Annotated in this window: 25 protein-coding genes, 1 tRNA gene and 1 pseudogene; 13 read left to right on the top strand and 14 right to left on the bottom strand. The window is 58.6% G+C overall.

The window, feature by feature from the left end; genetic code table 11:
- Window positions 1-119: 119 nt before the first annotated feature.
- Window positions 120-992 (bottom strand): alpha/beta fold hydrolase, encoded by an 873-nt coding sequence (locus tag FOY56_RS00340; protein WP_186766209.1) that lies wholly within the window; start codon window positions 990-992, stop codon window positions 120-122.
- A 127-nt stretch (window positions 993-1,119) separates the two neighbouring features.
- On the opposite strand from FOY56_RS00340, the gene FOY56_RS00335 reads away from it, so the two are divergent.
- The 4 genes from FOY56_RS00335 to FOY56_RS00320 all read left to right on the top strand — a co-directional run bounded on the left by FOY56_RS00335 (window position 1,120) and on the right by FOY56_RS00320 (window position 3,274).
- Window positions 1,120-1,545, top strand: a complete 426-nt coding sequence (locus tag FOY56_RS00335; RefSeq protein ID WP_246139378.1) for a DUF6314 family protein — start codon at window positions 1,120-1,122, stop codon at window positions 1,543-1,545.
- 114 nt (window positions 1,546-1,659) lie between these two features.
- The gene (locus FOY56_RS00330) at window positions 1,660-2,259 is read left to right on the top strand and encodes a biotin transporter BioY (protein WP_146343796.1); all 600 of its coding nucleotides are present in this window, start codon (window positions 1,660-1,662) and stop codon (window positions 2,257-2,259) included.
- Between the two features lie 179 nt (window positions 2,260-2,438).
- Window positions 2,439-3,005, top strand: coding sequence for a hypothetical protein (locus FOY56_RS00325; protein WP_246139377.1), 567 nt, complete (start codon window positions 2,439-2,441; stop codon window positions 3,003-3,005).
- Window positions 3,006-3,025: 20 nt separating this feature from the next.
- Window positions 3,026-3,274 (top strand): hypothetical protein, encoded by a 249-nt coding sequence (locus FOY56_RS00320; RefSeq protein WP_246139376.1) that lies wholly within the window; start codon window positions 3,026-3,028, stop codon window positions 3,272-3,274.
- Window positions 3,275-3,323: 49 nt separating this feature from the next.
- Here FOY56_RS00320 and FOY56_RS00315 read toward each other — a convergent pair whose 3' ends face one another.
- Window positions 3,324-4,535 (bottom strand): bifunctional alpha/beta hydrolase/OsmC family protein, encoded by a 1,212-nt coding sequence (locus FOY56_RS00315; protein WP_146343794.1) that lies wholly within the window; start codon window positions 4,533-4,535, stop codon window positions 3,324-3,326.
- Between the two features lie 84 nt (window positions 4,536-4,619).
- Here FOY56_RS00315 and FOY56_RS00310 point away from each other — a divergent pair, with 84 nt between their 5' ends.
- Window positions 4,620-5,498: an endonuclease/exonuclease/phosphatase family protein gene (locus tag FOY56_RS00310; protein WP_186766208.1), complete on the top strand. Its 879-nt coding sequence runs from the start codon at window positions 4,620-4,622 to the stop codon at window positions 5,496-5,498.
- Here the strand turns inward: FOY56_RS00310 and dddP are convergent.
- Window positions 5,482-6,825 (bottom strand): dimethylsulfonioproprionate lyase DddP, encoded by a 1,344-nt coding sequence (dddP, locus tag FOY56_RS00305; protein WP_146343792.1) that lies wholly within the window; start codon window positions 6,823-6,825, stop codon window positions 5,482-5,484. The two genes, FOY56_RS00310 and dddP, sit on opposite strands and share 17 nt — an antisense overlap.
- A 126-nt stretch (window positions 6,826-6,951) precedes the next feature.
- On the opposite strand from dddP, the gene FOY56_RS00300 reads away from it, so the two are divergent.
- On the top strand, window positions 6,952-7,683 hold the full coding sequence (locus FOY56_RS00300; protein WP_146343791.1) for a heme-dependent oxidative N-demethylase family protein: 732 nt from the start codon (window positions 6,952-6,954) through the stop codon (window positions 7,681-7,683).
- Between the two features lie 80 nt (window positions 7,684-7,763).
- On the opposite strand, the gene FOY56_RS00295 is transcribed toward FOY56_RS00300, so the two are convergent.
- The 6 genes from FOY56_RS00295 to FOY56_RS00270 all read right to left on the bottom strand — a co-directional run bounded on the left by FOY56_RS00295 (window position 7,764) and on the right by FOY56_RS00270 (window position 13,929).
- Window positions 7,764-8,675: a hypothetical protein gene (locus FOY56_RS00295; RefSeq protein WP_146343790.1), complete on the bottom strand. Its 912-nt coding sequence runs from the start codon at window positions 8,673-8,675 to the stop codon at window positions 7,764-7,766.
- Window positions 8,676-8,882: 207 nt separating this feature from the next.
- Complete coding sequence (locus tag FOY56_RS00290) at window positions 8,883-9,683, bottom strand: lytic murein transglycosylase (protein ID WP_146343789.1); 801 nt, start codon at window positions 9,681-9,683, stop codon at window positions 8,883-8,885.
- Window positions 9,684-9,762: 79 nt separating this feature from the next.
- The gene (locus FOY56_RS00285; protein ID WP_186766207.1) at window positions 9,763-10,602 is read right to left on the bottom strand and encodes an amino acid ABC transporter substrate-binding protein; all 840 of its coding nucleotides are present in this window, start codon (window positions 10,600-10,602) and stop codon (window positions 9,763-9,765) included.
- A gap of 99 nt (window positions 10,603-10,701) precedes the next feature.
- Window positions 10,702-11,937, bottom strand: a complete 1,236-nt coding sequence (locus FOY56_RS00280; RefSeq protein ID WP_146343787.1) for an Hsp70 family protein — start codon at window positions 11,935-11,937, stop codon at window positions 10,702-10,704.
- 192 nt (window positions 11,938-12,129) lie between these two features.
- A complete protein-coding gene (glnA, locus tag FOY56_RS00275; RefSeq protein WP_146343786.1) occupies window positions 12,130-13,536 on the bottom strand; it encodes a type I glutamate--ammonia ligase in 1,407 nt (468 codons plus the stop codon).
- A 54-nt stretch (window positions 13,537-13,590) separates the two neighbouring features.
- Window positions 13,591-13,929 (bottom strand): P-II family nitrogen regulator, encoded by a 339-nt coding sequence (locus tag FOY56_RS00270; protein WP_146343785.1) that lies wholly within the window; start codon window positions 13,927-13,929, stop codon window positions 13,591-13,593.
- Between the two features lie 170 nt (window positions 13,930-14,099).
- Between FOY56_RS00270 and FOY56_RS00265 the strand changes: the two genes are divergently transcribed.
- The gene (locus FOY56_RS00265; protein WP_146343784.1) at window positions 14,100-15,701 is read left to right on the top strand and encodes an NAD(P)H-hydrate dehydratase; all 1,602 of its coding nucleotides are present in this window, start codon (window positions 14,100-14,102) and stop codon (window positions 15,699-15,701) included.
- Between the two features lie 6 nt (window positions 15,702-15,707).
- Here FOY56_RS00265 and FOY56_RS00260 read toward each other — a convergent pair whose 3' ends face one another.
- A complete protein-coding gene (locus tag FOY56_RS00260) occupies window positions 15,708-16,217 on the bottom strand; it encodes a Hint domain-containing protein (protein ID WP_146343783.1) in 510 nt (169 codons plus the stop codon).
- 211 nt (window positions 16,218-16,428) lie between these two features.
- Between FOY56_RS00260 and FOY56_RS00255 the strand changes: the two genes are divergently transcribed.
- The 3 genes from FOY56_RS00255 to FOY56_RS00245 all read left to right on the top strand — a co-directional run bounded on the left by FOY56_RS00255 (window position 16,429) and on the right by FOY56_RS00245 (window position 17,238).
- Window positions 16,429-16,512, top strand: a tRNA-Leu gene (locus tag FOY56_RS00255).
- Between the two features lie 93 nt (window positions 16,513-16,605).
- Window positions 16,606-16,890 (top strand): hypothetical protein, encoded by a 285-nt coding sequence (locus FOY56_RS00250; RefSeq protein ID WP_146343782.1) that lies wholly within the window; start codon window positions 16,606-16,608, stop codon window positions 16,888-16,890.
- Window positions 16,891-17,238 carry a hypothetical protein gene (locus FOY56_RS00245; RefSeq protein WP_146343781.1) on the top strand — a complete coding sequence of 116 codons (348 nt, stop codon included), beginning with the start codon at window positions 16,891-16,893 and terminating at the stop codon, window positions 17,236-17,238. It abuts the gene before it with no gap.
- A gap of 401 nt (window positions 17,239-17,639) precedes the next feature.
- On the opposite strand, the pseudogene FOY56_RS00240 reads toward FOY56_RS00245, so the two are convergent.
- From FOY56_RS00240 to FOY56_RS00230, 3 genes and pseudogenes are all read right to left on the bottom strand, one after another.
- Window positions 17,640-18,996, bottom strand: a pseudogene (locus FOY56_RS00240) (IS1380 family transposase).
- 440 nt (window positions 18,997-19,436) lie between these two features.
- Window positions 19,437-20,372 (bottom strand): sugar kinase, encoded by a 936-nt coding sequence (locus tag FOY56_RS00235; RefSeq protein WP_146343780.1) that lies wholly within the window; start codon window positions 20,370-20,372, stop codon window positions 19,437-19,439.
- 16 nt (window positions 20,373-20,388) lie between these two features.
- The gene (locus FOY56_RS00230) at window positions 20,389-21,120 is read right to left on the bottom strand and encodes an FCD domain-containing protein (protein ID WP_146343779.1); all 732 of its coding nucleotides are present in this window, start codon (window positions 21,118-21,120) and stop codon (window positions 20,389-20,391) included.
- 217 nt (window positions 21,121-21,337) lie between these two features.
- Here FOY56_RS00230 and FOY56_RS00225 point away from each other — a divergent pair, with 217 nt between their 5' ends.
- Genes FOY56_RS00225 through FOY56_RS00215 form a run of 3 tightly spaced genes read left to right on the top strand, consistent with a single transcriptional unit; the run spans window position 21,338 to window position 24,242 of the window.
- The gene (locus FOY56_RS00225; RefSeq protein ID WP_146343778.1) at window positions 21,338-22,438 is read left to right on the top strand and encodes a mandelate racemase/muconate lactonizing enzyme family protein; all 1,101 of its coding nucleotides are present in this window, start codon (window positions 21,338-21,340) and stop codon (window positions 22,436-22,438) included.
- On the top strand, window positions 22,435-23,475 hold the full coding sequence (locus FOY56_RS00220) for a zinc-dependent alcohol dehydrogenase (protein ID WP_146343777.1): 1,041 nt from the start codon (window positions 22,435-22,437) through the stop codon (window positions 23,473-23,475). The genes FOY56_RS00225 and FOY56_RS00220 overlap by 4 nt, the downstream gene beginning before the upstream one ends.
- A 2-nt stretch (window positions 23,476-23,477) precedes the next feature.
- Complete coding sequence (locus FOY56_RS00215) at window positions 23,478-24,242, top strand: SDR family oxidoreductase (RefSeq protein WP_146344546.1); 765 nt, start codon at window positions 23,478-23,480, stop codon at window positions 24,240-24,242.
- 46 nt (window positions 24,243-24,288) lie between these two features.
- Here the strand turns inward: FOY56_RS00215 and FOY56_RS00210 are convergent, their stop codons facing one another.
- Window positions 24,289-24,951 carry a GntR family transcriptional regulator gene (locus FOY56_RS00210; protein WP_146343776.1) on the bottom strand — a complete coding sequence of 221 codons (663 nt, stop codon included), beginning with the start codon at window positions 24,949-24,951 and terminating at the stop codon, window positions 24,289-24,291.
- Window positions 24,952-25,099: the final 148 nt, after the last annotated feature.

The following is a 25,099-nucleotide window of genomic DNA, read 5'->3' as shown; positions in this document are numbered from 1 at the left end:
TTTGGCGCGTCTCTTAAACCGGGGACAGGCTGGCGGCAAGGTCGGGCAGGGGGCGCTGCCCCCTCTTGGCCTGTGGCCAATTCACCCCCCGGGGTATTGGAAACAAGAAAGAAGCCGGATCAGGCCTTGCCCCGGCGGGTGGTGAAATCGGTGACCAGGTCGACGATCACCGGGGCAAGGGCTGGCGTGATGACGTGGCCCATGCCTTCGATCAGTTGCATTTCGCAGTTTGGGATTTGCTGGGCGATGTCGCGCCCGGCGGCAACCGGGATCAGTGTGTCGTCGATGCCGTGGATGACCAGGCAGGGCAGGTCGACTGTGGTCAATGCGTCGCGGCGGGGCGGGGCCGTCATGGTCGCGAGCAGTTGGCGGTTGATGCCCGTCGCATCATATCCACGGTCCCAGGCGCGGGCGGCCTGATCGCGCAGGAAGGCTTTGGATGCCGGGTAGCCGGGGCTGCCCCAGTCGGCGTCGCCGGCAAGTGATGCCTCGATATAGGTGGCTTTGTCCATTGGGTAGGACAGCACGCGGGTCAGGATGGAGGGGTCGGCCAGAGCGGCAGCGGTCATCACGATGGTAGCCGACAGCAGCCGGTCGGCGTGATCGATGGTGAGCACCTGCGTGATGGCGCCGCCCATCGAGATGCCGAAGACATGGGCGCGCGGGATGTTCAGCGCATCCATAAGGCCGGTGACATCGCACGCCATATCGGCCAGTGCATAGGCGGCTTTGGGGGTTTGTTCGTTCTGCACCTGAGCGATGATGTCCTCGGCCATGCCGGTGACGCCGGGAGCGGGGCAGCGCTGGGACAGGCCGACATCGCGGTTGTCGAAGGTGACGACACGAAACCCGGCATTGGCGAGCCCGTCGATGAACTCTTGGGGCCAGTGGACCAGTTGCGTTCCAAGACCGCGGATCAGGATCAGCGGGATCCCGTCTTCGGGGCCGTGGGTTTCAACCTCCAGATTTATGCCGTTTGCCGAGATCTGCATGGGGTCGCCTTTTGCGTTGTTTGTCGCCACCCTTGCCGGTTCCGCGCGCGGGTTCAAGCGGCTGGCTGGCTTGACATGGGGATACGCCCGGCGCATCCACCGGCTTTTTAAGCTGCAGGATAGCGACATGGTCACAGGACCTGACAGGATGGATGCGTTTTCGGGCACATGGCAGGTGCAACGCCAGATCCGCGATCGGGCGGCCGGGCAGGTCATTTCAGGTGCTGGGTCAGCGCGTTTTACGCCGGATGGGGCGGACCGGTTGATCTATGACGAAGAACTGGTTCTGGATGTGCCCGGCCAGACCGCGATCACCGGAACACGCCGGTACCTGTGGCACGGGGTAGGGCAGCAGGTGCAGGTTCTGTTTGCTGACGGAACGCCGTTTCATGCCATCCGGCTGGAGGATCCGTTTAGCGCGGATACGCATCACTGTGCGCCCGACCTGTATGAAGGCCGGTATGATTTTTCGCAGTGGCCCCGGTGGGACGCCCGCTGGCGGGTGTCCGGACCGCGCAAAGATTACCTGATGGTGACGACGTTCACCCGTTAAAATGCCGGGTCCTGTTTGGAGGGATGCTGCAATCGCAAAACTTGCTTGCGGCATTGCAGCATATGCGGCAGATATTCGGGCAATCGAGAAACAGGCGAACCAAAGGAAGAAAACATGACTCAAGCCGTTACGACCCCCGTTCTGGCAGAGGTGCTGGGCCCGCAACAGGGTGCTGCACTACGCGTAAAACAGGTTGCTTTGGTGCTGTTGGGCGTTGTCGCACTGGCGATCGCGGCCAAGATCAAAGTGCCGATGTGGCCGGTGCCGATCACCATGGGCACGTTTGCCGTGCTGTCGATCGGGGCCGCTTATGGCACGCGTCTGGGGCTGGCAACGATCTTTGGCTATATGCTGGTCGGTGCGCTGGGCTTTGATGTGTTCGCCGGGTCGTCAGCTGAAAAATTCGGTCTGGAGTACATGATGGGTGGCACAGGCGGCTACCTTGTTGGTTATGTGCTGGCCACGGTCGCGCTGGGCGCTTTGGCTGCACGCGGTTGGGATCGCTCTCCGATCAAGATGGCGCTGGCGCTGGTGATCGGCAATGCGCTGATCTATGTGCCGGGTCTTTTGTGGTTGGGCACGCTTTACGGTTGGGACAAGCCGATCCTGCAATGGGGTCTGACGCCGTTCCTGCTGGGTGACGCGATCAAGCTGGCGCTGGCCGCTGTGTTGTTGCCTGCGCTGTGGAAAATGGTGGGCAACGCCCGCGACTGACCCATTTCAGACTAAGATGAGATCAACCCGGGGCCTTCGTGCCCCGGGTTTTTTTGTGCCTGGTCGGCCTGTGCGGGGGGCGGGCAAAGGCAATGACAGTTGCTATCAGATTGCTTGGCTTTACATGCCTCTGATCCCCCGGCAGTGTTGGGGCAACGATAATTCCAGGAGGGGCAATCATGCAGATGCCTATTCGATCCGGGGCAGCGCTTTTTGCGGCGGCCCTGACACTGGGCGCCTCGACCGGGGTGGCCTATGCCGACATGCCAGTGACCTATACCGAAGGCAGTCGGGCGTTGTTTCATCTGAGCGCGCCGGATTTCTGGACCGTACGGGCCGGAGGCCCACGCGACCTGACAGCACCGGGAGATGACGCATCGCGCGAGGTCGTTCGGGTGATCGGGCTGGAGCCATCGTCAGAGCCGCATGTGTGGATGGGCTTTGTATCGCCCTTGGGCGTGTCCAACTTTGCCGAGGCCGAAGACTACTTGCGCGAAATAGGTCCGCATCTGGTGCAGGACGCCACGGCGTCTGGCAGCAAATCGCTGACAATTGGCGGGCGGTCGGCGCGATCAGTGTCGGGCACGGGGCGGCGCAACGGTCGCGGGGTGTCGTTTTCCGCTGTCATGATTGATCTGCCGAACGGGCGGATGGCGGTCAGTGTTACCGTGTTGGAGAACGGGGTGAACCCGGATCTGGTGGCGGATGTGAACAGCATTTTTGCATCGTTCAGAGCAGCGGAATAGGGGGTAGGATGATGATGAACATGCGCAAATTTATCCTCGCCACCGCCCTTGCCGGAGGGACCCTGACCGTTTCCGCCTGTGATCCGACAGCAGTGTCGACCGGCGGGTCGGTGTATTATGACTCGATGATGTGGAACGATTACTATTGGCATGATCGCCCCGGGTATCGCCCACCTCCACCGCCAACCAACCGTCCGCCGCGCCCGGAACATCCGATTGCGCGTCCGCCGGTTGCCCGGCCTCCGATCCATCGCCCGCGGCCACGCTAAGGTCTGATGTCACGCGCCTGTGCCATCGATCGGCGTGGGCGCGCGACAGTCATACCAGCTCGGTTTCGACCTTTGCGCCGTGTTCCAATGTGCGGTGAACGGGGCATTTATCGGCGATTTCCAATAGCTTCTGACGCTGTTCGTCGCTCAGGTTGCCCTCAAGCCGGATCTTGCGGGTGAAGAGGTCGATTTTGCCCTGTCCGCCGGGTCCTGCATCCTGCGCGTGAACCTTATTGTGGCTCACATCCACCTGGATGCCCGTGACCGGCCAGCCCTTGCGCCGGGCATACATGCGCATGGTCATCGACGTGCAGGCGCCAAGGCCCGAGGCGACAAAGCCATAGGGCGACATGCCGCGATCTGTGCCGCCATAGGATTCAGGTTCGTCCGCGATTGCGTGATGATGGGGACCCGCCTGAATGTCTTGCAGGAAGCCGTTGGCGTCTGCCTCGGTCACGCGCACGATGCCTTCGGGGGCACCTGGTGGAGGGGCCGGGGCGCGCAGATCGACATAGCGCCCAACCCAGGCCGCAATGACATCGGCGGCGTATTCGGCGTCTTCTGCACGCGAAATCAGGTGATCGGCATCGTCCAGCGTGACAAAGCTCTTGGGGTGTTTGGCGGCGACGAAAATCTGCGAGGCGTTGTCGATGCTGACGGTTTCGTCCCGGGGGGCGTGCATGACCAGTAGGGCGGCATGAAGATTTGCGATAGCGGGGGCAAGGTTTTCGGCGGACACGTCATCGACAAAGGATTTGCGGATGCGGAAGGGGCGTCCGCCAAGGCACACCTCGGATTCGCCGGTGTCGGCAATGGTTTCAAGCGCCGCGCCGAAATTGTGGGTCACGTGGCCGGGGTCGAAGGGGGCATTCAGGGTGACGACGGCGCGGACCGACGCGATATCGGCCCGCGCTTTCAAAACGGCGGCCCCGCCCAGAGAATGCCCGATCAAAAGCGACGGGGCCATGCCTTCGCCATCCAGATACCGGGCTGCAGCGGTCAGATCGCCGACATTGGAAGTAAAGGTCGTGTTGGCAAATTCGCCCTCGGAATGCCCAAGACCGGTGAAGTCAAAGCGTAAAACAGCGACACCCATTGCGGCCAAGCGCGCGGATATGCGCCTTGCTGCAAAAATGTCCTTTGAACAGGTAAAGCAATGCGCGAAGAGGGCTGTGGCAAGATGCGGACCGCTGGGCAGATCCAGTCGTGCGGCCAGCATCTGGCCATCATGGCCGGGAAAGGTCAGGCGTTTTGTCGGCATGGCAGGCTCCTTGTGGCTGTCCGCTTTTGGGAAGGTAAGGTGGGTTCCGCGCCCATCATAGCTGTGTGTCAGGAGGGTCACGGAATGGTGAGAGCAGGGCAGGTTCTGGCGGCGATTGCGTTACTCGTTCTTGTGGCCAGTTTTCTGGGGCGGGTGCATCCGCTTGGGGATTCTTTGGCCGTGTTTCGGCTGCCTTTGGCCGTCGTGACGCTGATCTTGTTTGCTATCGTACCGATGCGCTGGATGTGGAGGCTGACTGGGGTGGCGGTGCCCTTGAGTGCACTTTCGGGGATTGGTTTGATCCTTGCCATGCCGGGGCTCAGATTTCCCGATCACCAGACCACTGTGTATCAAAAGAACCTGTGGTATCGGAATCCCCAAATAGAAACCGTGGCGGAAGACATCCGTGTGGCCAGGGCCGAGATCGTCACACTTCAGGAAGTGTCGACTGCAAATGAGCCCATTTTGGACGCGTTGAAGGACAGCTATCCGACACAGGTTCATTGTGCGTTTTCACAAAAAAGCGGGGCGGCGGTTCTGACGTCCTTGCCGCCCGCCAATGTTGATCCGATTTGCAGCCAGGGGCGCGGTATGGCTGCGATCAAGGTGGTTGGTCCGGAGGGTCCGTTGTGGCTGGTGTCGCTTCACTTGCATTGGCCGTGGCCGTATCGCCAGCGTGATCAATTGGAGAGTCTTTTGCCAATTCTTGAGGGGCTGGACGCTCCCATAGTTTTGGGGGGCGACTTCAACATGGTGCCGTGGAGCAGTGCAGTGGGCCGCGTTCAACGCGCGAGCAAAACGCTGATTGCGGTCAGCGATGGTTCGACCCTGATCATCAGGCGTGTGCCATTGTTGATCGATCACGTTTTGGCACCCGGCGGCGGCACGTCTCAGCGTCGCCCACGACTGGGGTCAGACCATTTTGGCGTGCTGGCGACGGTTTCGCTTATGCCGTCCCCATAAGGGCCGGGTCGAACGGGTATTTGGACAGGTTTTCATAGCCGTCTTCGGTGATCAGCACCTGATCCTCAAGCTTGATCGAAAAGTCACCGCCGACTTCGCCCACTGCGGCCTCGACGCACAGGACCATACCGGGTTCCAGCGCATAGTCGAAGGCGCCCGGCACGGCCTTGTCAGGGTAGGTGACAAGGGGCCATTCATCGCACAGGCCGACGCCATGCATCAGGCAGCCGTATTTCTGGGCCTGAAACTTGTCATCCAGTCTGTGGGCATTGGCGGTAAGTTCGGGGATCGTTACGCCGGGGCGCAGCATCTCCATATTGGTCATGATGTGTTCGTGCGCGTGGCGCATGGCATAGACCATGTCGTCGCGCGGTTTTTCATCGCCGACCCACCATGTGCGCGAGATGTCGACGCAGATGCCGTAAGAGCCGACCAGATCAGTGTCAAAGGCAACGATTTCGTTGTTTTGCACGATTCGAGGCCCACATTCCTGAAACCACGGGTTGGTGCGCTGGCCCGAAGACAGCAGGCGCGTTTCGATCCATTCACCGCCGCGCCGGATGTTTTCGGCGTGCAGGACCGCCCAGATATCATCCTCGGAGGTGTTGCCAAGGGGAACGTTTTTGCGGGCAAAATGTTCCATTTCATACATCGCCGCTTCGCAGGCATGCGAGGCGCAGCGCATCGCGAGGATTTCATCGGGGCCTTTGACGGACCGGGATTTTTCGGTGACTTCTTCGCCTTCCATGATCTCAAAGCCCTGCGCTTCCAGCGCGCGCAGGCCGTGCAGCATGATCTTGTCGACGGCAAGCCGGGTGTTTCCGCCTGCATGTTCGGCCAGCAATTCACGGACCTCGTTCGAAAACGCATCTGCTGCGATGTCGACCTTGTCGCCCCGGTCGAAATAGAACAGATCGGCGCCGGTTCGGACCTCGCGTACCAGCGGGTTGAAAGAACTGAGGAACGGAGCGTTCTTGTAATCCCAGATCACCATATGGCCGTCAGCGCACAGCAGGACTGCACGAAACGGATTGTGGGTGTTCCACAACTGCATGTTGGTGGAATCGGTCGCGTAGCGGATGTTGAGCGGGTCGAACATGAGCAAACCGGCAAAGTCGCGGTCGATGATGTGCTGAGTCAGTCGCTGCCAGCGGTATTCTCGCATGGCCTGAAGGTTGGGCAGTTCCAGTCCGGCGGCGGCCCATTCCCCAAACGCCAACCGGGTCGGGCCGATTTCGATCCGGTTGCTGTCATTCGGGGTTCCGTCGCCCAATGTCGCCCCGCGCGTCGGGTCGATTTTTCGGGTGTCCCGGAAATGGTTGTTCATGTCAGCCTCCCGTCAGTTAACGCGATCAGTTTGTCCGGGCATTTCTGAGGTTGCCGTTCCGGAAACGACCTGATGTGATGTCGTTTTTTTGCCGACAGGGCCAGCCGGTTTTGGTAAGGCGCAGGCATGACTGACATTTTGCAGCGCTCGATCCCTTATGACCCGCTCTCTCCGCGACCCTTGCCGGGCATCCAGCCGCTTGAGATGTCAGATTGGCTGATCCGGGATGACGCTTTCGGGGCGCAGATGGCGCGGCGTGACGCGCTGTTGCGCGATCACCGAGATGCGGTTCTGGCCACGGACGAAACCGCGCGAGAGGCCGCCGAGGAGTTGCTGGATCTGGTCATGTCGCACACATACCCCGACTCTGGCAACACGGTTCGTCGCCCGGATGGTGGTGAGGTGAGACTTGATCGTGCGGATCCGATGGGGACTTTGGGCCGGCTGGTCCAGGAAGATTTCTGCATTTTGCAGAAACGCGGCGATGAACATGTGCTGACGGCTGCCGTTTTGTGTTTTCCGGCCAGCTGGACACTGAGCGAGAAATTCATGCGGCCCCTGATCGGGATCCATGACCCTGTCGACAGTTATGACGCGAATATCGCGGCGCGGGTGCAGAGGTTATTCGACGGGGTTCAAGCCGGTCGTCCGCTGTGGCGGTTCAATGCTTTGTGGTATGCAGATGCCGAATTGTTCCAGCCACGCCGTGCGTCTGACGTCAGAGACGTTCCGGATGCGCCGAAAGCAGATTTCATGAGAAGCGAACGGCAATCCGTTCTGCGTTTGCCCAACACGGGGGCGGTGGTGTTTTCAATTCACACCTATGTTCTGGCACGCGCGGATTTGGTGCAAGTCTGAAACGGGACGACCCGGCCAACAACGGCCGGGCTGTTAACGCCCTGGCTTTTCAGCCCGGGTGCACTCAATAAATCTTTGGATCAGAGCGGCAGGTAGGCGACCGCGCTTTCCAGCATTCCTGTTCCTTGCAGCGTGGCAAGGCATCCTGTCAGGGACAGAACCTGTGTGTTGAGCCGAAAGTCTTCGCCACGGGCCAGATTGACGGCCACGACCGAGGCCGCGACAGGCGCGGACAGGAAGGCGATCATGCCGGTCATGCCCCAGGTTGCCAGTCGGCGCACATCGCTTGGCCGGTCTTCACCATCGGCCAGTTCATCGGGGCGTGGATCTTTGCGGTAGGCAAGGGCAAGCGCCTCTTGATCGGTCAGCTCAATGATGCCTTCCTGCCCCGCATAAGGCGAACGGCCAAGGATTGCTTCGCATTGCATGGCCAGACCAGGTTCGGTGTCGTCGACCGAGGCAAAGCGCCGGCTTTCCGGCTCCATGATCTCTTGCCGGCTGCGCACGCGGCGCGGCGAAATGTTGGTGAAGGCGCTGAGGAACTGTTCGACGCTCAGAACAGTTGCGGGATCAAGCCATTCGATCTGTTTGACGGGCAATGCATCGACCATCCGGTACAGCATGACGACCAGCATCAGTTCTGTAACTTCGCGGTCTTCTTCGCCCGGTGCCACAGGGGTGATTACGAATTCGATGCGGTTTTCTTCTTTGGCCGCTGACGGGCGGGGGCGGGGTTTCAACCCGGCCACCTGATCCAAGGTCGCGCTGCGGTGGATATGAGCACGACCATTGCCCCAGGGTGCCAGCGTCATTTTGATCATGTACTGGCTGGTCACCACGCGGGCCAGTGAGTCATCCAGCACCGTTTGACGTTCGACCTGATGACCGTAGTCTTCCAAAGTGGAGGCCACGATCCTGCAAAACCGGTCCAATGCGTTTTCAAGTCTGCCAGCGTAGATCAAGCCGCCGTGATATCTGTCAGTTTGTGTCATAGTTCGCCTCCTTGAGATTTGGGCTTACCACTCAATCTAGAGGCGAATTGGGGAGAAAGTTTGGCCCAATCACAGAAAGTTGTGGGCGAAATCAGGTGGCCTGGGCATCGCTTAGAGACCCGAAATCTACAATTTTAAGGAGAATTCGTCAGTTTGTGTTCGGAATGGGGCGGGACTGCGGCCAAAATCCGTTTGATACCAAACGGACTATTTGTCGATACGTGCGCCCATGATTGCAATTGCCTGCTGGTAGACAGTTGCGGCATTCCATTGTTGGAGAACTGCAAAATTTGGCTCGCCCGGCTGGTAGCCGCGGCCCTTTTTCCAGCCCTTTTGGCGCAAGTAGTTCGCCGTAGAGGCGAGTGAGTCCGTGAGATTGTAAAAATCGACACGCCCGTCGCCGTTGCCATCAACACCGTAAGTCAGCGCATTTCCGGGCAAGAATTGGGTGTGCCCAAGTTCACCATGTTTGGCGCCCAGGGTGTTTCCGGTGATCGCGCCCTGATCGACAAGCTTCAATGCTCCTATGGCGTGTGGGATAAAGAACTCGGAGCGGCGGCAATCATAGGCCAGCGTTACGATGGCCGACACGACCTTGCTGTCGCCCATGAAGCGTCCAAACCCGGTTTCCATTCCGTGAATGGCGATCAGTACGCCCGCCGGAACGCCGTACTGCTTTTCAAGAGCGGCGAAAAACGCAGGATTGGCGGCTTTGCGTTTGCGGCCCTGCGCAACGATCACATCCGCGCCCCTGATCTGCATGAATTTATCAAGGCTGTAGCGGAAACTCTTCTGGTTGCGGTCTGCAGAGATCGTTGAGGTGGCGTATCGTGACTGAGCCAGCGCCTGCAGACCTTTGGATTTCACACCGGCCTTTTTGGCATCCTTGGCGAAATCAACTTTCCAGGCCTCGAACCCCGAACTTGTGTTGCCACACGAGGCCGCAATGGCCGCCGGAGCGCTCAAAAGTGAAAAACCAATCGCTAAACCTGAAAGGATCCGCCGCATAACGCCCCCAAAAATCAAAAACACCATTTGCCCGACACTATCGTGCGCCGGGCAAATCGCCAAGTCGTTTCCAGATGCCTTAAGGCAGGGTCGGCGCAATCAGATGCAGAGCCCGCAGCGCATTGCCAGCCGTGGCACCGGGCATGGTTGTGGCAAAGATCTCTTCCATTTTGCCGTTTTTATAGAGCTCTGACACGATGCTATCGACCATCAGCCGGAAATCAGTGTCCCCGCGGGCCAGCGCAAGCCCTTGTTTTTCGATGCTCAGGATTTCGTTCGAGACTTTGAAATCGTTGTGCGCGCCGCTGGTGGCTTGCAGATACAACAAGATCGACTGGTCGGCGAAATAGGCGTCAATCTCGCCCGCCTTCATGGCCTCCATGCCCTGATCATGCGCGTCAAAGGCAACAACTTCGGCCTCTATGCCAGACCGGGTCAGGGAATTGTTTAACGCTTCTTCGGTGGTTGTGGCGCCGCGCACGCCGATCCGCTTGCCTTTAAGGTCGGCGAACTGGCCCGGGGCATCTGCCGGAAGCATCAGGGCGGCTCCATCAACAAAGGTCGGGATGGAAAAGTCGACCAGCGCGCGTCGACCCAGGGTGATTGTTGCAGCACCACACAGCAAATCAATCTCGCCTGCAGCCACCTTGTCGAACCGATCCGTCGGAGAGATGGCGAAGAAGTCGGCGTTCAACTCTTCCATTTTGAGCGCGTTGGCGATGCCCTGTGCAATCTCGGCGCACAGCAAGACTGAATACCCGGCAGGCAGCCCGGCCTCATCCGCGAAAGACAAAGGGGCTGCGTCAATGCGATATCCCAACCGCAATTCGCCGGTTTCGGTGATCCGGTCGATGGTTTGGGCCGTGACGGGCAGGGCCAGCGCGGCAGCGACCAGCGTTGACAGGGGTAACATGCGCATAGATGAATTCCTTTTTGATGGCGGGTTATCGGCGACCTTAACCATACACGCCCCAAAGGGCTATGACGGGCAGGCAGGTCTTGTCGAAAACTGCGGACGTCAGGAAAACGCGTGTTCGGCACTTAACGCCAATCCATCCGCCACCGCCGTCATCGCGTTGCCGGTTTCGATTGTGGCCGAGGGGCAAAGGAACTGCATATCGCGTCGCAGGGCCGTCATCAGCGACGACCCGCCAACCATAACCAGACGGGAAATGCGTTCTGGTTGAACATCGGCCAACGCCAGCGCGTCACAGGCCGCCTGACGGATTTTCCCAATACTGCTGCTGAGGCTTTGTTCCAGCAATTCCGGTGAAAGCGGGGCGCTCAGACCACGTTCGATCATGCCAATCCGGATTCCGGTGTCTGCCGCGTCATTGGCATGTATTTTGCCCGCTTCGACGGCAAAAGCCAGATCATGGCCCAGTTCGTCGTCCAATACAGTCCGAAACCGTGCCAGTTTCTCGGGTTCGACTGCGTGCCGCGCCAGGTCCGCCACCGCGCGCCGGGGTTCGGGCGCATAGAGAAACGGAATCATCTGCCAGGTCGCGAGATCGTTGAACAACCGGTTGGGGGCCGGAAGGCTGCCGCCGCCAAAACTGTTGCGGATGCCCGACCCGCGCCCCAGCAGCGGCATGACATGATCGATGCTAAGCTGGCGGTCAAAATCCGTCCCGCCGATCCGCACACCAAAAGACGCCAGAATACGCGCCGCACCGCTGTCACCCTGTTCGAACACCGTGAAATCCGTCGTACCACCGCCGATATCCACGATCATCCCAAGTCCGGGTTGCGCCGGAGTGGCCCGCAAGGCTGCTTCGGGTTCGAACATGAACTTCACGTCTGTAAACCCGGCAGCCAGATAGCAGGCCCGCAAATCGGCCTCGGCCCGGGCATTGCGTGTCTCATCAGAGCTGTGAAACCGAACAGGTCGGCCTGACAATGCATGGTCAAACGACTGATGCGTCGCGGCCTCGGCCCGGGCTTTCACGTCGGCCAGAAACCCCGAAACGATATCGGCAAAAGTCATCTTCTGGCCATAGAACCGGCGCTCCTCATGCAAAAGCGGAGTACCCAGAAGACTCTTGAGCGCGCGCATGAACCGACCGTCTTCACCGGAAATCAGGGCTCTTACGGCCCGCTCTCCGATCCGCATTCCAGACCTGTCCTCGGGAAAGAAAACAGCCGTCGGCAAAGTTGTGGCGCCAGGTTCCAGATTGATCAGCCAAGGCTGGCCGCCGACCGCGACTCCTGCCGCCGAATTTGATGTCCCGAAATCGATCCCCAAAACCGCCATGACCCGTCTCCATCAAAAGTGGGGAGCGCGGATTTAGCCTGCCTGTCGTACGAATGCAATCGCCCAGATTGAAGACGCGCCCTGCTTCTTTCTTGTTCCAAATACCCAAAAACCGAACACGGCCACTTGGACGATCAAAAATGAAAAGGGCGCCCCAACGGGACGCCCCAAGATCACAGGATCAAACTTTGATCAGCAGCTGTAATACAGCGCGTATTCGACGGGGTGCGGCGTGTGCTCGTAAGCTTGCAGCTCTTCCATCTTCAGTTCGATATAACCATCGATCTGGTCTTTGGTGAACACGTCGCCCGCCAACAGGAAGTCATGATCGTCGGCCAGGCAATCCAGTGCTTCGCGTAGCGATCCACAGACTGTCGGGATTCCGGCAAGTTCTTCTGCAGGCAGATCATAGAGGTTCTTGTCCATGGCTTCGCCCGGGTGGATCTTGTTCTTGATCCCGTCAAGGCCAGCCATCAGCAGGGCTGCAAAGCACAGATAGGGGTTTGCCGACGGATCGGGGAAACGGGCCTCGACGCGCTTGGCTTTCGGCGATTCCGACCATGGAATACGCACACAACCCGACCGGTTACGGGCCGAATAGGCGCGCAGAACCGGGGCTTCGAAACCCGGGATCAGACGCTTATAGCTGTTGGTCGACGGGTTGGTGAACGCGTTCAGGGTCTTGGCGTGCTTCAGGATGCCGCCAATGAAATACAGCGCTTCGTCCGACAGGTCGGCGTATTTGTCGCCAGCAAAGATCGGCTTGCCGTCTTTCCAGATCGACATGTTCACGTGCATGCCGGTGCCATTGTCGCCTGCGATCGGCTTCGGCATGAAGGTCGCCGATTTGCCGTAAGCGTGCGCTACGTTATGGATGACGTATTTGTATTTCTGCAGCTCGTCCGCTTGTTTGGTCACTGTGCCAAAGATCAGGCCCAGTTCGTGCTGACAAGACGCAACTTCGTGGTGGTGCTTGTCGACCTTCATGCCAAGACGCTTCATCGTCGACAGCATTTCCGAACGCAGGTCTTGCGCTTCGTCGACCGGGTTCACCGGGAAGTAGCCACCCTTGACGCCGGGACGATGGCCCATGTTGCCCATTTCGAAATCGGCATCTGTGTTCCAGGATGCGTCTGTCGCGTCGACCTCATAGGCAACCTTGTTCATTTCAACGGCGAATTTGACGTTGTCGAACAGGAAGAACTCGGCCTCGGGGCCCATGTAGGCCGTGTCGCCAATGCCGCTGGAAATCAAATAGGCTTCGGCTTTTTCGGCAGTGCCGCGCGGATCCCGTTCGTAGGGCTCACCCGTGTCGGGCTCAACAACCGAACAATGGATGCAGATCGTCTTTTCCGCATAGAACGGATCGACATATGCGCTTGTCGTGTCGGGCATCAGTTTCATGTCTGAAGCTTCGATCGACTTCCAGCCGGCGATCGACGAACCGTCGAACATGAAGCCTTCTTCAAGGAAGTCTTCGTCGACCTGGTCCGACATGACCGTCACGTGCTGCAGCTTGCCGCGCGGGTCGGTGAAACGGATATCAACGTATTCCGCTTCTTCTTCCTTGATCAGCTGAAGAACTGCGTCAATGCTCATTCCCTTTGGTCCTCTCGTTTGGAAATTCAGAAAAATTGGGTCTGTGATCTGTGATCAGAGCGCGTCTGAACCGGTTTCGCCGGTCCGGATGCGAATGGTCTGTTCAACATTGGTGACAAAGATCTTGCCATCGCCGATCTTGTCGGTCTTGGCAGCGTTCACGATGGCATCGATAGCACCATCGACCTGATCGTCATCCAGAACGACCTCGATCTTTACCTTGGGCAGGAAATCCACGACGTATTCGGCGCCGCGGTAGAGTTCAGTGTGGCCCTTCTGGCGGCCAAAGCCCTTGACCTCGATCACGCTCAGACCCTGAACGCCGACGTCTTGCAACGCTTCTTTCACTTCGTCCAGTTTGAACGGTTTGATGATCGCTTCGATCTTTTTCATCGGTGGACTCCTCGCAACCTTGTCTCGCTGGGAGAGATCACTTCTAAGTGGGAGCCACAATCGCATACGATGTCGCGGTTTGGGCTGGGCCGGGCGAATTGGCCTGCTTGTCAAAAAAATGTGCGACTTGCACAAAAAGTAATCGTTTTTGAATCGACGGGGGATTGGGCATGACGGAACTGCTGACAGCGGCTCAGATGCGGGCGATTGAGCAGGCAGCGATTGCCTCTGGCGAGGTCACCGGTCTGGAGTTGATGGAGCGGGCGGGGCAGGGCGTGGTTGAGGCGATTTACGAGGGATGGCAGGCCTTCGTTTATGAAGAAGAGAGCACAGTTTCGCAGTTCCCCGATTGTGTTTCGCAAGAGTGGAAGCGGGCGGTCGTTTTGTGCGGACCGGGCAACAATGGCGGCGACGGGTTCGTCGTGGCGCGGTTGTTGAAGGAGCGCGGCTGGGACGTGGAGGTGTTTCTGTATGGAGATGCCGAGACGCTACCGCCGGATGCGCGGGCGAACTATGACCGGTGGAGCTTATTGGGGTGTGTCAAACCGCTCAAAGTGCACGAGACTCTGGACGAACAGTGCAGTATTGAGCCCGTCATTGCCGTCGATGCATTGTTTGGGACGGGTCTTACACGTCCCTTGGAAGCGGGTTTGTTGAGGATTGTATCCGACTTGTATCAATACGAGGACTTCGCTGTCTCAGTGGATATTCCATCCGGGTTTTGTGCGGATAGTGGCAAACTGCTTGGCGCCGATAGCGCGGCGTACGCAATCGCGCCTCTGGTGGTTACATTTCAAAGGGCCAAACTAGGACACTTTTTGGAACCACTGGCAAAGATCTCGCGCAAGTTGGTGGAAGTGGACATCGGCTTGGAAAGTCAGTTGCCACACCAGATGCATGATATGGATGTAGCTGAGCGTACTTTGGTGAATGTATACACGCGCGGCATCAGACGGGAAAATGGCCACAAATACACTCATGGACACGCCCTGATGCTCTCAGGCGGTGCCGGCACGACCGGCGCGGCGCGGTTGGCGGCGCGGGGGGCGCTCAGGATTGGGGCGGGGCTGGTGACGCTGGCGGTTCCGGGGTCGGCGCAAATGGAGGTGGCGTGTCAGATCACGGCCCTGATGCTAAAGCGCGCCGATGATGCGGCTGGGCTGGATGGGGTGTTAGGCGATACGCGGCTGAACGCCCTGTGTCTTGGTCCCGGACTGGGGATCGAACGGGCGCGGGATCTGGTGCCGACGGCCTTGAAGGCCACGCGGGCGACGGTTCTGGATGCGGATGCTTTGACGGCATTTGCGGATGCGCCTGACGACTTGTTCGGGATGCTGCACCGAAATTGTGTGCTCACCCCGCATGGCGGCGAGTTCGCGCGGCTGTTTCCGGACATCGCGGCCAAGCTGAACGAGACCCCGGTCAAGGGGCCGGCCTATTCCAAGGTCGACGCTACGCGCGCAGCTGCCAAGCGGGCAGGCTGCACTGTCCTATTCAAAGGGCCTGATACCGTTATTGCGGATGAAACCGGAACCTGCAGTGTGAACGCCGCTGTTTATGACCGGGCTGCGCCGTGGTTGGCCACGGCCGGATCGGGCGATGTGCTGGCCGGGTTCATCACCGGGCTGCTGGCGCGTGGCTTCAAGCCCATACAGGCGGCGGAAACCGCCGCGTGGCTACATGTAGAATGTGCGCTGCAGTTCGGCCCGGGCCTGATCGCTGAAGATCTGCCCGAGCAATTGCCCGCGGTGTTCAGGTCATTGGGTGCTTAAGGCGCGTCAGGCGGCCTGGGCGTGTTCGGTGTGCGGCAAAGCGGCTACAAGTTCGAGGCCCCCGGCATAGATCACGTGCGGGCGATTGAAATGCAGGTGGGTGAGCCGCATGTTCAGGACACCCAGATCGCGAATAAATTCACCATCTGTCAGGTCGCCCGCTTGCACCGTTGCCTGAGGAGTGCCGAACAGCGCCTGTGCCCGCCAATCGCGGATCAGAACCAACTGATCGATGGGAAGGATCATGTCCGTCTCAGGACGGGTATCGCCCAATGAGCCGGCCTGAATAGCAATTGCGTTGACAGGCCTATGGCTAAAGCTGATGTGAGACAGACGCGCCATACCGCTGTCGCGGGTGATGATCCGGTCTCCGGGCGACAGAAATTCGACCGGCATATCGCCGTCCATTGTCAGCACTGTGGTGCCACAGGCCAGTCGAGTGGTGGGAAGGTCGAGTAGCGCAGGTTGCAGAAGTCCATCGCTCTTCTGACCCCGCCCCGTTGGGGTTGGTGTCATAACGTTCTCGCTCATTTGCCTCAGTTTTTCTTTTAAGAATACGTCCTTTTTGTGCCGCTGTCGCGGCTTTTTTTGACTTTGATTGAAGGGGGCGGAGGGGATTTGCGTTGAAAAACCAAATCTTAGATCACCCGTCGGATTTCACTCGCATCGGATTTCAAGCTTTGCTATGAGCGCAGCATGCGCAGATCCTGATCGGGTCTGCCTGTGTGCGGGTGTGGCGGAATTGGTAGACGCACCAGATTTAGGTTCTGGCGCCTTTGGCGTGGGGGTTCGAGTCCCTTCACCCGCACCAGTGACAAGGCTGAAAGCCGTCATTTCACTGAAAAACAAGGCCTATCGGTTGCTTGGCGAACACACAAAAGCTAACACACCGAGGGCACACGAGATGGCTTTGACGATGAAACTCCCCAATCTCGACATGGTCGGTAAGAACAAGACGAACCCCCGTTATCTTCGCCGTATCCCCAAAGGCGTTCAGCAGATTCTTGGGCAGGAATGGTTCCAAGTGCATCTCAAGCACAAGACAGGTGCGAAGATGCTGGCTGAGTATGACGCCATCGCCCGTGGCTTCGACAAGCTGGTCGATGAATCGAGAGTAACGCTTCGAGGTGATGAAGACACCCGCAGCCCTATGGAGCGTTGGCATTCAGCCCTGCTGAAGGCCGAGTGAATGCTGGAAGACGTCGCGGGTCTGGACGAGACCGACGCTAGGAACATGCTCAGACACGGTCTAGCTCAGCAAGGCGAAGACCCTCTGGTCCTCAAGGCGTTATCCCACCCCAATGCTCAGGCACCTGCAGCTACCCTTCAGGACGCCATCAACATTTACTCTCGGGAGCGTGTTAAGGACGACAAGGACAAGGCCACACGGTTGGACCGTATCGTCAGCCGCATGGAGCATGTGATGGGTTCGCCACGCGAGATGAAGCTGGATGATCTTCGCCGCTCTCATGGCATATGGTTCGTGACTACCTTCTCCAAGACTATCGCCAAGCCAACGGCAAGAAGCTCTCAGTAGAAAGCATCAGCCGTGAACTCTCTATCATGTCGGAAATCGTCAATCTGGCTGACAGAGAACTCGACTTGAACACGAAGATCACCAACCCATTTTCTGGTCTCGAACTCCCGAAGGCCACAAGGCGCAAGAGCGAACAACGTCTGCCTCTACCTGACGATCTGGTAGACCTAATGACCACCAAGCTGAAGGGAACCGACATTCCCCAAGTGGCCTGCCGTTTGAGGTCAGGGTTGCCTGATTTCGCTTGCTGATCAAGCGTTTTGGGCCCCGGGCGGCGTTTGCATGGATCAAAAGGCTCGAATTCGTGCAGGTCGGTCCACAAACTCGCGTCATTTTGGCCCTGCGTCGCCGTTCTTCAGCGTGGTGGACAGACCTGTCCTGCCGCTTTGGTTCAGATGCTGTTAGGATCGCGGGCACGCACATGACGGCGGCGCTCGAAGGCGGTGGATCGCAATTAGGATGGCCCTGACCATGGGGCCTGTGACCGCTACCTCGGCAAGCTGGAAAGTGATGGCGCGGGCGTGACGCACGACGCGGGCGCCGATCTTGATCAGCTTCAGTTGTAGGCTCGTCAACGACCAATCGGCCATGGCCTCGGGCAACTCGATGCAGCGCAGAAATGTTGCCTGGTTGTAGGCCAGCGCGTGCAGTTGCAGCCGAACCTCGTTGTCGCAGAACCGCTTGCACGACAGCCGGGTCCAGCGGAAAGCGTATTTACCCTCCTTGATGTGCTGCTCGGCGGTGCCGCGTCGATTGTAGAAGCGGGTGACCTCGTCCGGCTCCATGGGCAGGTTGGTGACGATGAAGCCGACCTTCGGGAACAGCTCGCCCGGATGCCATTCGATCTTGGCAATGACCCGGCGCGGCCTGTCCCAGGATGCGGCCTGATATTGGAACTTCTCGTAAAACCGCTTCACCTTGGTCTTTGACGGACGCCCAACGGGTCGGGTCAACCGGCGGGCGATACAGCCTTCCAGAACGGCGTTCTTCTTCAGCCGTATGGCGTAAAATAGCCCGCCTCTTCGAGCCGCTCATAGAGTGCCGGGATCGCATAGGCGGCGTCAGCGCGGAAGAAGCGGCCCCCAAGGTTGCGGCCAGCATAACAGGGTCGAGGACGTCCTTCCAGCCGTCGGCGCTGTGGACATTGCCGTTTCGCAGGGCGCAGCGTTCCAGCATGCCAAACTGGTTGAACAAGAAGTTCGGGTGATTGCAGGTGCAGTCAAAATGCCCGTTCCAAGCCGTGCCTTCCTGATCGCCATGGGTCGGGCTGACGGAACTATCCATGTCCAGCACGATGTATTTGAGCCCGTTGCGATCATGGAAGCGGTCAATCCACTGGCCATTAAGGTCGGCCAATGCCTTCCGGTTCTGGGGCGCGGCCAACGTCTCGATCTCAAACCGTCCCATCTGCGAGGCCGAGGCCGCCTGCGCCTCGACAGCCCGACCACCCACCACTTGGCGCATGACCGGATCAAGGGAGAGACGGTCAGCATCATTGACGTCTTCGTAGCCCGCCAGACGTCCATAAACCGATTGTCGATAAAGTCCGTCAAGCCGGTGAACGATGTTCTTGCCCCGGCGGGTGTCATTGAGCGGACCGGACGCAAGATCAGACAGCCCGAGCACTTCATCCAACTCGCACATCACCAGCAAACCGCCGTCGGAACTGAGCTGCGTGCCGCGAAATTCCAGCCGCACCCGACGGTCAAAACCAAGCCGCCCATCGCCCGTTTTGCCCGCACCCTCTGGGTGATCCATAATCCGCCACCTTCAGCCCAATTAACATGCTGAAATATAACACGTTACTGGCATTCAGAGGTGTGAAAACGTCAAGTTACTTGGGAAATGCGGGTTTATCCAAGGACTGATTAGTGCCGAAAACATGATAAAAAAAGGCACTCCTTTGGTCTATCCGCCTATGTGCTTCACGCTGAACCACGCGATCCGTCGTTGAGGTGGCAACTTGAAGGACTGATTTCCGGGCAAAAAACGGTGCAAAGTGCTGCTGGGATGGAAACAACAGGTCGGAAAAAACAACAACTTACTTTACGAAGCGCGCCTGTTCGAAGGCGGCTTAGTAGGGTTTCGAACGCTTCCGAAATGTCTTGGGTTTGTGAAATAGCCTGAGCCAAACGACACCCCCGGAGGCATAATCACTAGTATTCAGGTTTGGGTTTTGGTCGGACGAAACCGCCAGGTCAACGGCCGGTTCTGGTGGAGATGTTTTGCCAGGGCACAATGGCGCCGCGATGCTGGATGACTTCGGAGGCGAGGGCGTGGCCCAACTCCATCGCTTTTTCGGGTCCGGTTCCGGTGGCAATGCCAGCCAGAAATCCGGCGTTAAAGCTGTCGCCGGCGGCGGTGGTATCTATCACGGACTGAACCGGCGGCCATGATTGCGGTGCGACGTCTGGTGACAGGGCAACAGGGCCGGTCGCGCCTTGCTTGAGTGCACCCTGCTGCAACCCTGCTGTGCGCAGGCGTGACAGAACCGAGATCTCGTCGGTTTCACCGAATATCGCCATTTCGTCATCGACCGACGGCAGCCCGATATCGGTTCTGGCCCACATCTGGGCGTTTACGGCCCGCGCCTGATCTATCGTGTTCCAAAGTTGGGGGCGGTGATTGCTGTCATACGCCACAAGACCGCCTGCCAGCCGGAACTGGTCGAGCAGATCAAACAGGGCCTGACGGGTGCCTTCGGGCAGGATTGCCAAAGTGATGCCGGACAGGAAGATCAGGTCAAACCCCATCAACTGGTCCAGCCCGATCTGAGCCGGTTCAGAAAACAGGGTGCGTGCAGCACTGTCGGACCGCCAATAGGTAAAGCTGCGTTCACCATTGGCGTCCGTATCGATGGCATAGAGCCCGATCACCTTGTCGTCACGGATCTCGACGTAGTCCGCCATGATGCCGTGCTGTTCCATGTCGCTCAGCACGCGTTTGGAAAACCGATCTTGTCCCAATGCAGTGACATAGGACACTTGACTGTCGGTCTCGGCCAACAGGTGAGCCAGATAAACAGCCGTGTTATAGGTGTCACCAGCGATGTTCAGATCGGTGTGCCCATCGGCCTGGGTGACCAGTTCGATCATGACTTCGCCAATGCAGGCGATTTTGTTCAGGGGGTTCATCGGCGGGGCATGTCCTTCAGATATCACCGAATGTCATCTGCACTTGGGTCCACGCGTCTGTCATGTGGCGGCGCAAAGCAGCCTCGGCGGCGTCGGGATCGCGCATCAGGATGGCATCGAATATGGCTTTGTGAGAGTCGTAGTTGGTTCGGTTGCGATCAGCCATGCGCGGCATCTGCTTCCATTGCGGGGCAAGCCATGCGGTATAGGCGCGGTGAATGGCAGGCAGCAGCGGGTTGCCTGAAATGTCGAAGAAAATTGCGTGAAACGCCATGTCCGATCGATAGAACGCGTCATTGTCCGAGATTGCCTCCAGATTGGCGTCCAGCGCCGTTTTCAGGTTGGCGATGTCGCTTTTGTTGGCCTTTACAGCAGCTTCGCGCACCAATGCGGCCTCGACCAGAATACGGGTGTCGAACAGGTTTTTGACGCCATTGGGTTGGACCAGCAGGCGGCGCACAAGGCTTTCGATGGTTTCCAGCGCGGTATCGGCGCTGGGTTTGCGCACGATGGGTCGAAAGCGCGGTTTGGCTTCGACAAGGCCTTTGTTCGAAAGGGCCAGCACAGCTTCGCGGACCACTGTGCGGCTGACGCCATAGGTTTGAACGATTTCGCGTTCCGGCGGCAAAGGTGCGCCTTCTTCAAGCTCACCTGACGAAATCTTACGCTCAAGAATTCGGAACAGGTCATCTGCAGCCCGTTTGTCGGTCTGAGGGGAAGCGGTCTTTGGGGCGCTGGCATCAGTCATGGGGCCGTTTCGGATAGCTGCGATACTTTGCCTGTTATTGTCGGTGCGCAGATGGCGCAAATCCGCAGTGTGACGCACCGGGATGATTGTGTGACAAGGCTTGGCAATTTCGGTGATCTGAGTCTAGTTTGGTCATACCAAAGCAGGCTGAGGCTCGAATCGCAAGCGATTCTTCTGGCGCCAACGGTCGCGGTGGGGTGGGGGGAGTAAGACAGCAATGACCGAAATCAGCGATGTGCGGGTTCAGATATTTGACGTCCCGCTGGCCGAAGTTCTAAGCGACGCCAAGCATGGCGATCATACGCATTTCGAACTGATCACAGCGACAGTGACACTGGCCAATGGCGAAGAAGGCACCGGATACACCTATACCGGGGGGCGGGGTGGCCGGGCCATCGCTGCAATGATTGAGCACGACCTGAAACCGTTTCTGATCGGGCAGGACAGCAGCGACGTTGAAGACCTGTATGACGCGATGCAATGGCATGTGCACTATGTGGCCCGCGGCGGGGTCGCGTCGTTTGCGATCTCGGCGGTGGATATTGCGTTGTGGGATTTGCGGGGCAAACGGTCCGGACAATCGTTGGTGAAGATGGCGGGCGGGGCGTCGGACCGATGTCGGGCCTATGCGGGCGGGATCGATCTGGGGTTTCCGTTGCCCAAGCTGTTGGACAGCGTCCGGGGTTATCTGACCGCCGGGTTCAACGGCGTGAAGATCAAGATCGGCCAGCCGACGCTGACCGAGGATGTGGAGCGCATCGCCGCCGTGCGCGACCTGATCGGACCAGATGTCACGTTCATGGTTGATGCCAACTATTCAATGAGCGTCGAACAGGCGATTATCGCGTCAAAGGCGTTTGAACCGTTTGACATCACATGGTTCGAAGAGCCCACGATCCCGGATGATTACGCGGGGTTTGCACGTATCGCCCAAGCGACCGAAATCCCGTTGGCAATGGGGGAAAACCTGCATACGATTCACGAATTCGAATACGCGTTTGATCAGGCCCAGCTCAGTTTCATTCAACCGGACGCCAGCAATTGCGGCGGTATTACCGGATGGTTGCAGGTGGCAAAGCTTAGCCGACAGCACGACATACCGGTGTGCAGCCACGGCATGCAGGAGCTGCATGTCAGCCTGATGTCGGCCCAACCCAACGCGGGCTGGCTGGAAGTCCACTCTTTCCCGATCGATCAATATACAACCCGTCCGCTTGTGGTCGAAAACCACCGGGCCGTGGCACCGGATGTGCCTGGCATCGGTGTGACGTTTGACTGGGGCAAACTCAAATCCGCACATGAAGGAATGCACAAATGAGCGCTGATACGATCTCGGCTGCCTTTTACAGGGGCGACAGGACATTTTCGGTGGAGCAGGCAAAACCGCAAGACCCCGGTCCGGGCGAGGCGGCGATCCGCATTGCCTATTGCGGGATCTGCGGCACCGATATGCATGTTTTCCATGGCAACATGGATGCGCGCGTCGGTTTGAACCGGGTGATCGGGCATGAAATGTCGGGGATCGTCGACAGCGTGGGCGCAGGTGTGACCAATGTGGTTGCCGGTCAAAAGGTGGTCGTGCGTCCGCTGGATCATTGTGGCGAATGCCCGGCCTGCACGGCGGGGCATTTTCATATCTGTCACAAGCTGAAGTTCCTTGGCCTGGATACCGATGGGGCGATGCAAGAGGTCTGGACGGTTCCAGCGCACACTTTGCATATTTTGCCGGACGATCTGCGGCTGGACCATGCCGCGCTGATTGAACCCGTGGCCGTGGCCTGCCACGACGTGCGCCTGTCTGGCTTGCAGCCGGGCGAAGACGTTGTGGTGATTGGGGGCGGCCCGATTGGCGTTCTTGTGGCGATGGTCGCGCGGGATGCTGGTGGGAATGTGGTGATTTCCGAGGTGAACCCGCATCGGCTGGCGATTGCCCAAAAGCTGGGGTTCGACACGGTGAACCCGGCGGAAGAAGACCTGCCAGCGGTGATCAATGCCCGCACAGGCGACAAAGGCGCGGATGTGGTGTTCGAAGTGTCGGGGACCCAGCCTGGGGTGGATGCGATGACGGCCGTGGCGGCCACGCGGGCGCGGATCGTGATGGTTGCGATCCATGCTCAGAAACCACAAATCGACCTGTTCCAGTTCTTCTGGCGTGAGCTGAAGTTGATCGGAGCGCGGGTGTACGAACCTGAGGACTACGAAAAGGCCATCGCCACGATCCTGAGCGGCGGTGTTGATGCGGATACGATCATCACCGATGTCAGCCCGCTGGCCGATATTCAGAGCGCATTTGAATCGCTCGACAGCAGCCCGACCGCGATGAAAAGCCTGATCAAGGTAGGAGAATTGGCATGAACATCCTTTCGGCTTTTGATCTGAGCGGCAAGACGGCGCTTGTTACCGGGTGCAAACGCGGGATCGGGCGCGGCATGGCCGAGGCGCTGGCCTCGGCCGGGGCGGATATCGTTGGCGTGTCAGCGTCGCTAGAGTTGTCAGGCAGTGACGTAGATCAAGCCGTGACAGCGCTGGGGCGCGATTTCAAAGCCTACCAATGCGATTTCTCGGATCGCGCGGCTTTGCATGGTTTCATTGATCAGCTGAAAAATGACGGGGTTGCCCCGGATATTCTGATAAACAACGCCGGGACTATTCAGCGCAAACCCGCAGCCGAGCATCCGGATGAGATGTGGGACAATGTGATCGAGGTGAACCTGTCGGCCCAGTTTGTTCTGTCGCGCGAAATCGGGCGCGGCATGGTCGAACGCGGCAGCGGCAAGATCATCTTCACCGCATCGCTCCTGACGTTTCAGGGCGGAATTACTGTGCCGGGTTATGCGGCCTCGAAAGGTGGAATTGGTCAGCTGACCAAGGCGCTGTCCAATGAATGGGCGGGCAGGGGCGTAAACGTCAATGCCATCGCGCCGGGGTACATCGCGACCGACAACACGCAGGCTTTGCAGGATGATCCAGACAGGTCCAAGTCCATTCTGGAACGCATCCCGCAAGGGCGCTGGGGCACGCCTGCTGACTTTGGTGGCCCGGCTGTATTCCTGGCCTCGTCCGCGTCAGACTATGTCAACGGCGAGGTCCTTGTGGTGGATGGTGGCTGGATGGGGCGATAAGCGGTTTGCTCAGATCCAGGCCCTAACCGAAACAGGCGCAGGGTCATCACACGATGACCTGCGCCTTTTTCGTCAGTGGTCGGATCAGGTTGCGCGACAGGTGCTCGCGGATGCGATTGCAGGTCAGATCCTCGTCCTTGTTCAGCGCGGCATCCAGTATGCCCTGATGTTCTTTGATGTTCTCGGGAACGTAATCGACCCGCTTGTCCGTTGCGATCATTTGCTGACGAAAGCGCTGATAGATGACGCCATGGGTTTGCTTCAGCGTGTCCGAGCCGCAATCGTCGATCAAGGTCTGGTGAAACTCCAGTTCGGCACCAGTCCAAAGTGCCAGAAATTCGGGGGACAGATCCTCGACACACAATCGCGATTCAATGTGGCTTAACTTGTGGTGGGCGGCAGACAGGCGGGCCTCCCATTCCAGATCACCCAGTCGAATTGACAGGCACGTGCCTTGGCATTCAAGCAGGATGCGGAACTGGGTCAGATCATGCAGTAGGTCGGCAGAGTGTTCTGGCAGGCGGAAACCGCGTTGTTCCTGAAAGTCGACAAGACCGAAGGTGGACAGGCGAAACAGCATTTCGCGCATGGTAGACGCGGATACCCCGTAATCCGCCTTCAATTGTTCGGCTTTCAGCCTTTGGCCGGGGGCAAATTCGCCGTTCACGACCCGGGCGCGCATCTGCTCAAAGAGGTTTTGGTCGGACAACAGTTTTCCCAAATTGGCCTCAAAATTCCGTGAAAACAGTAAAATATCGAAAAAAATGTGAAATCAACAATTTTCTTGCCAGAAAATAGGGGCGTCGCTAGCTTGGTCATACCAAACTTGAAGATTCTACCGCCTGGGGTCAAGGATC

Source organism: Falsiphaeobacter marinintestinus, assembly GCF_007923355.1.
GTDB lineage: Bacteria > Pseudomonadota > Alphaproteobacteria > Rhodobacterales > Rhodobacteraceae > Phaeobacter_A > Phaeobacter_A marinintestinus.
Note: the sequence above shows the minus strand (reverse complement) of the source record. Positions and strands in the feature narration are given on the sequence as shown.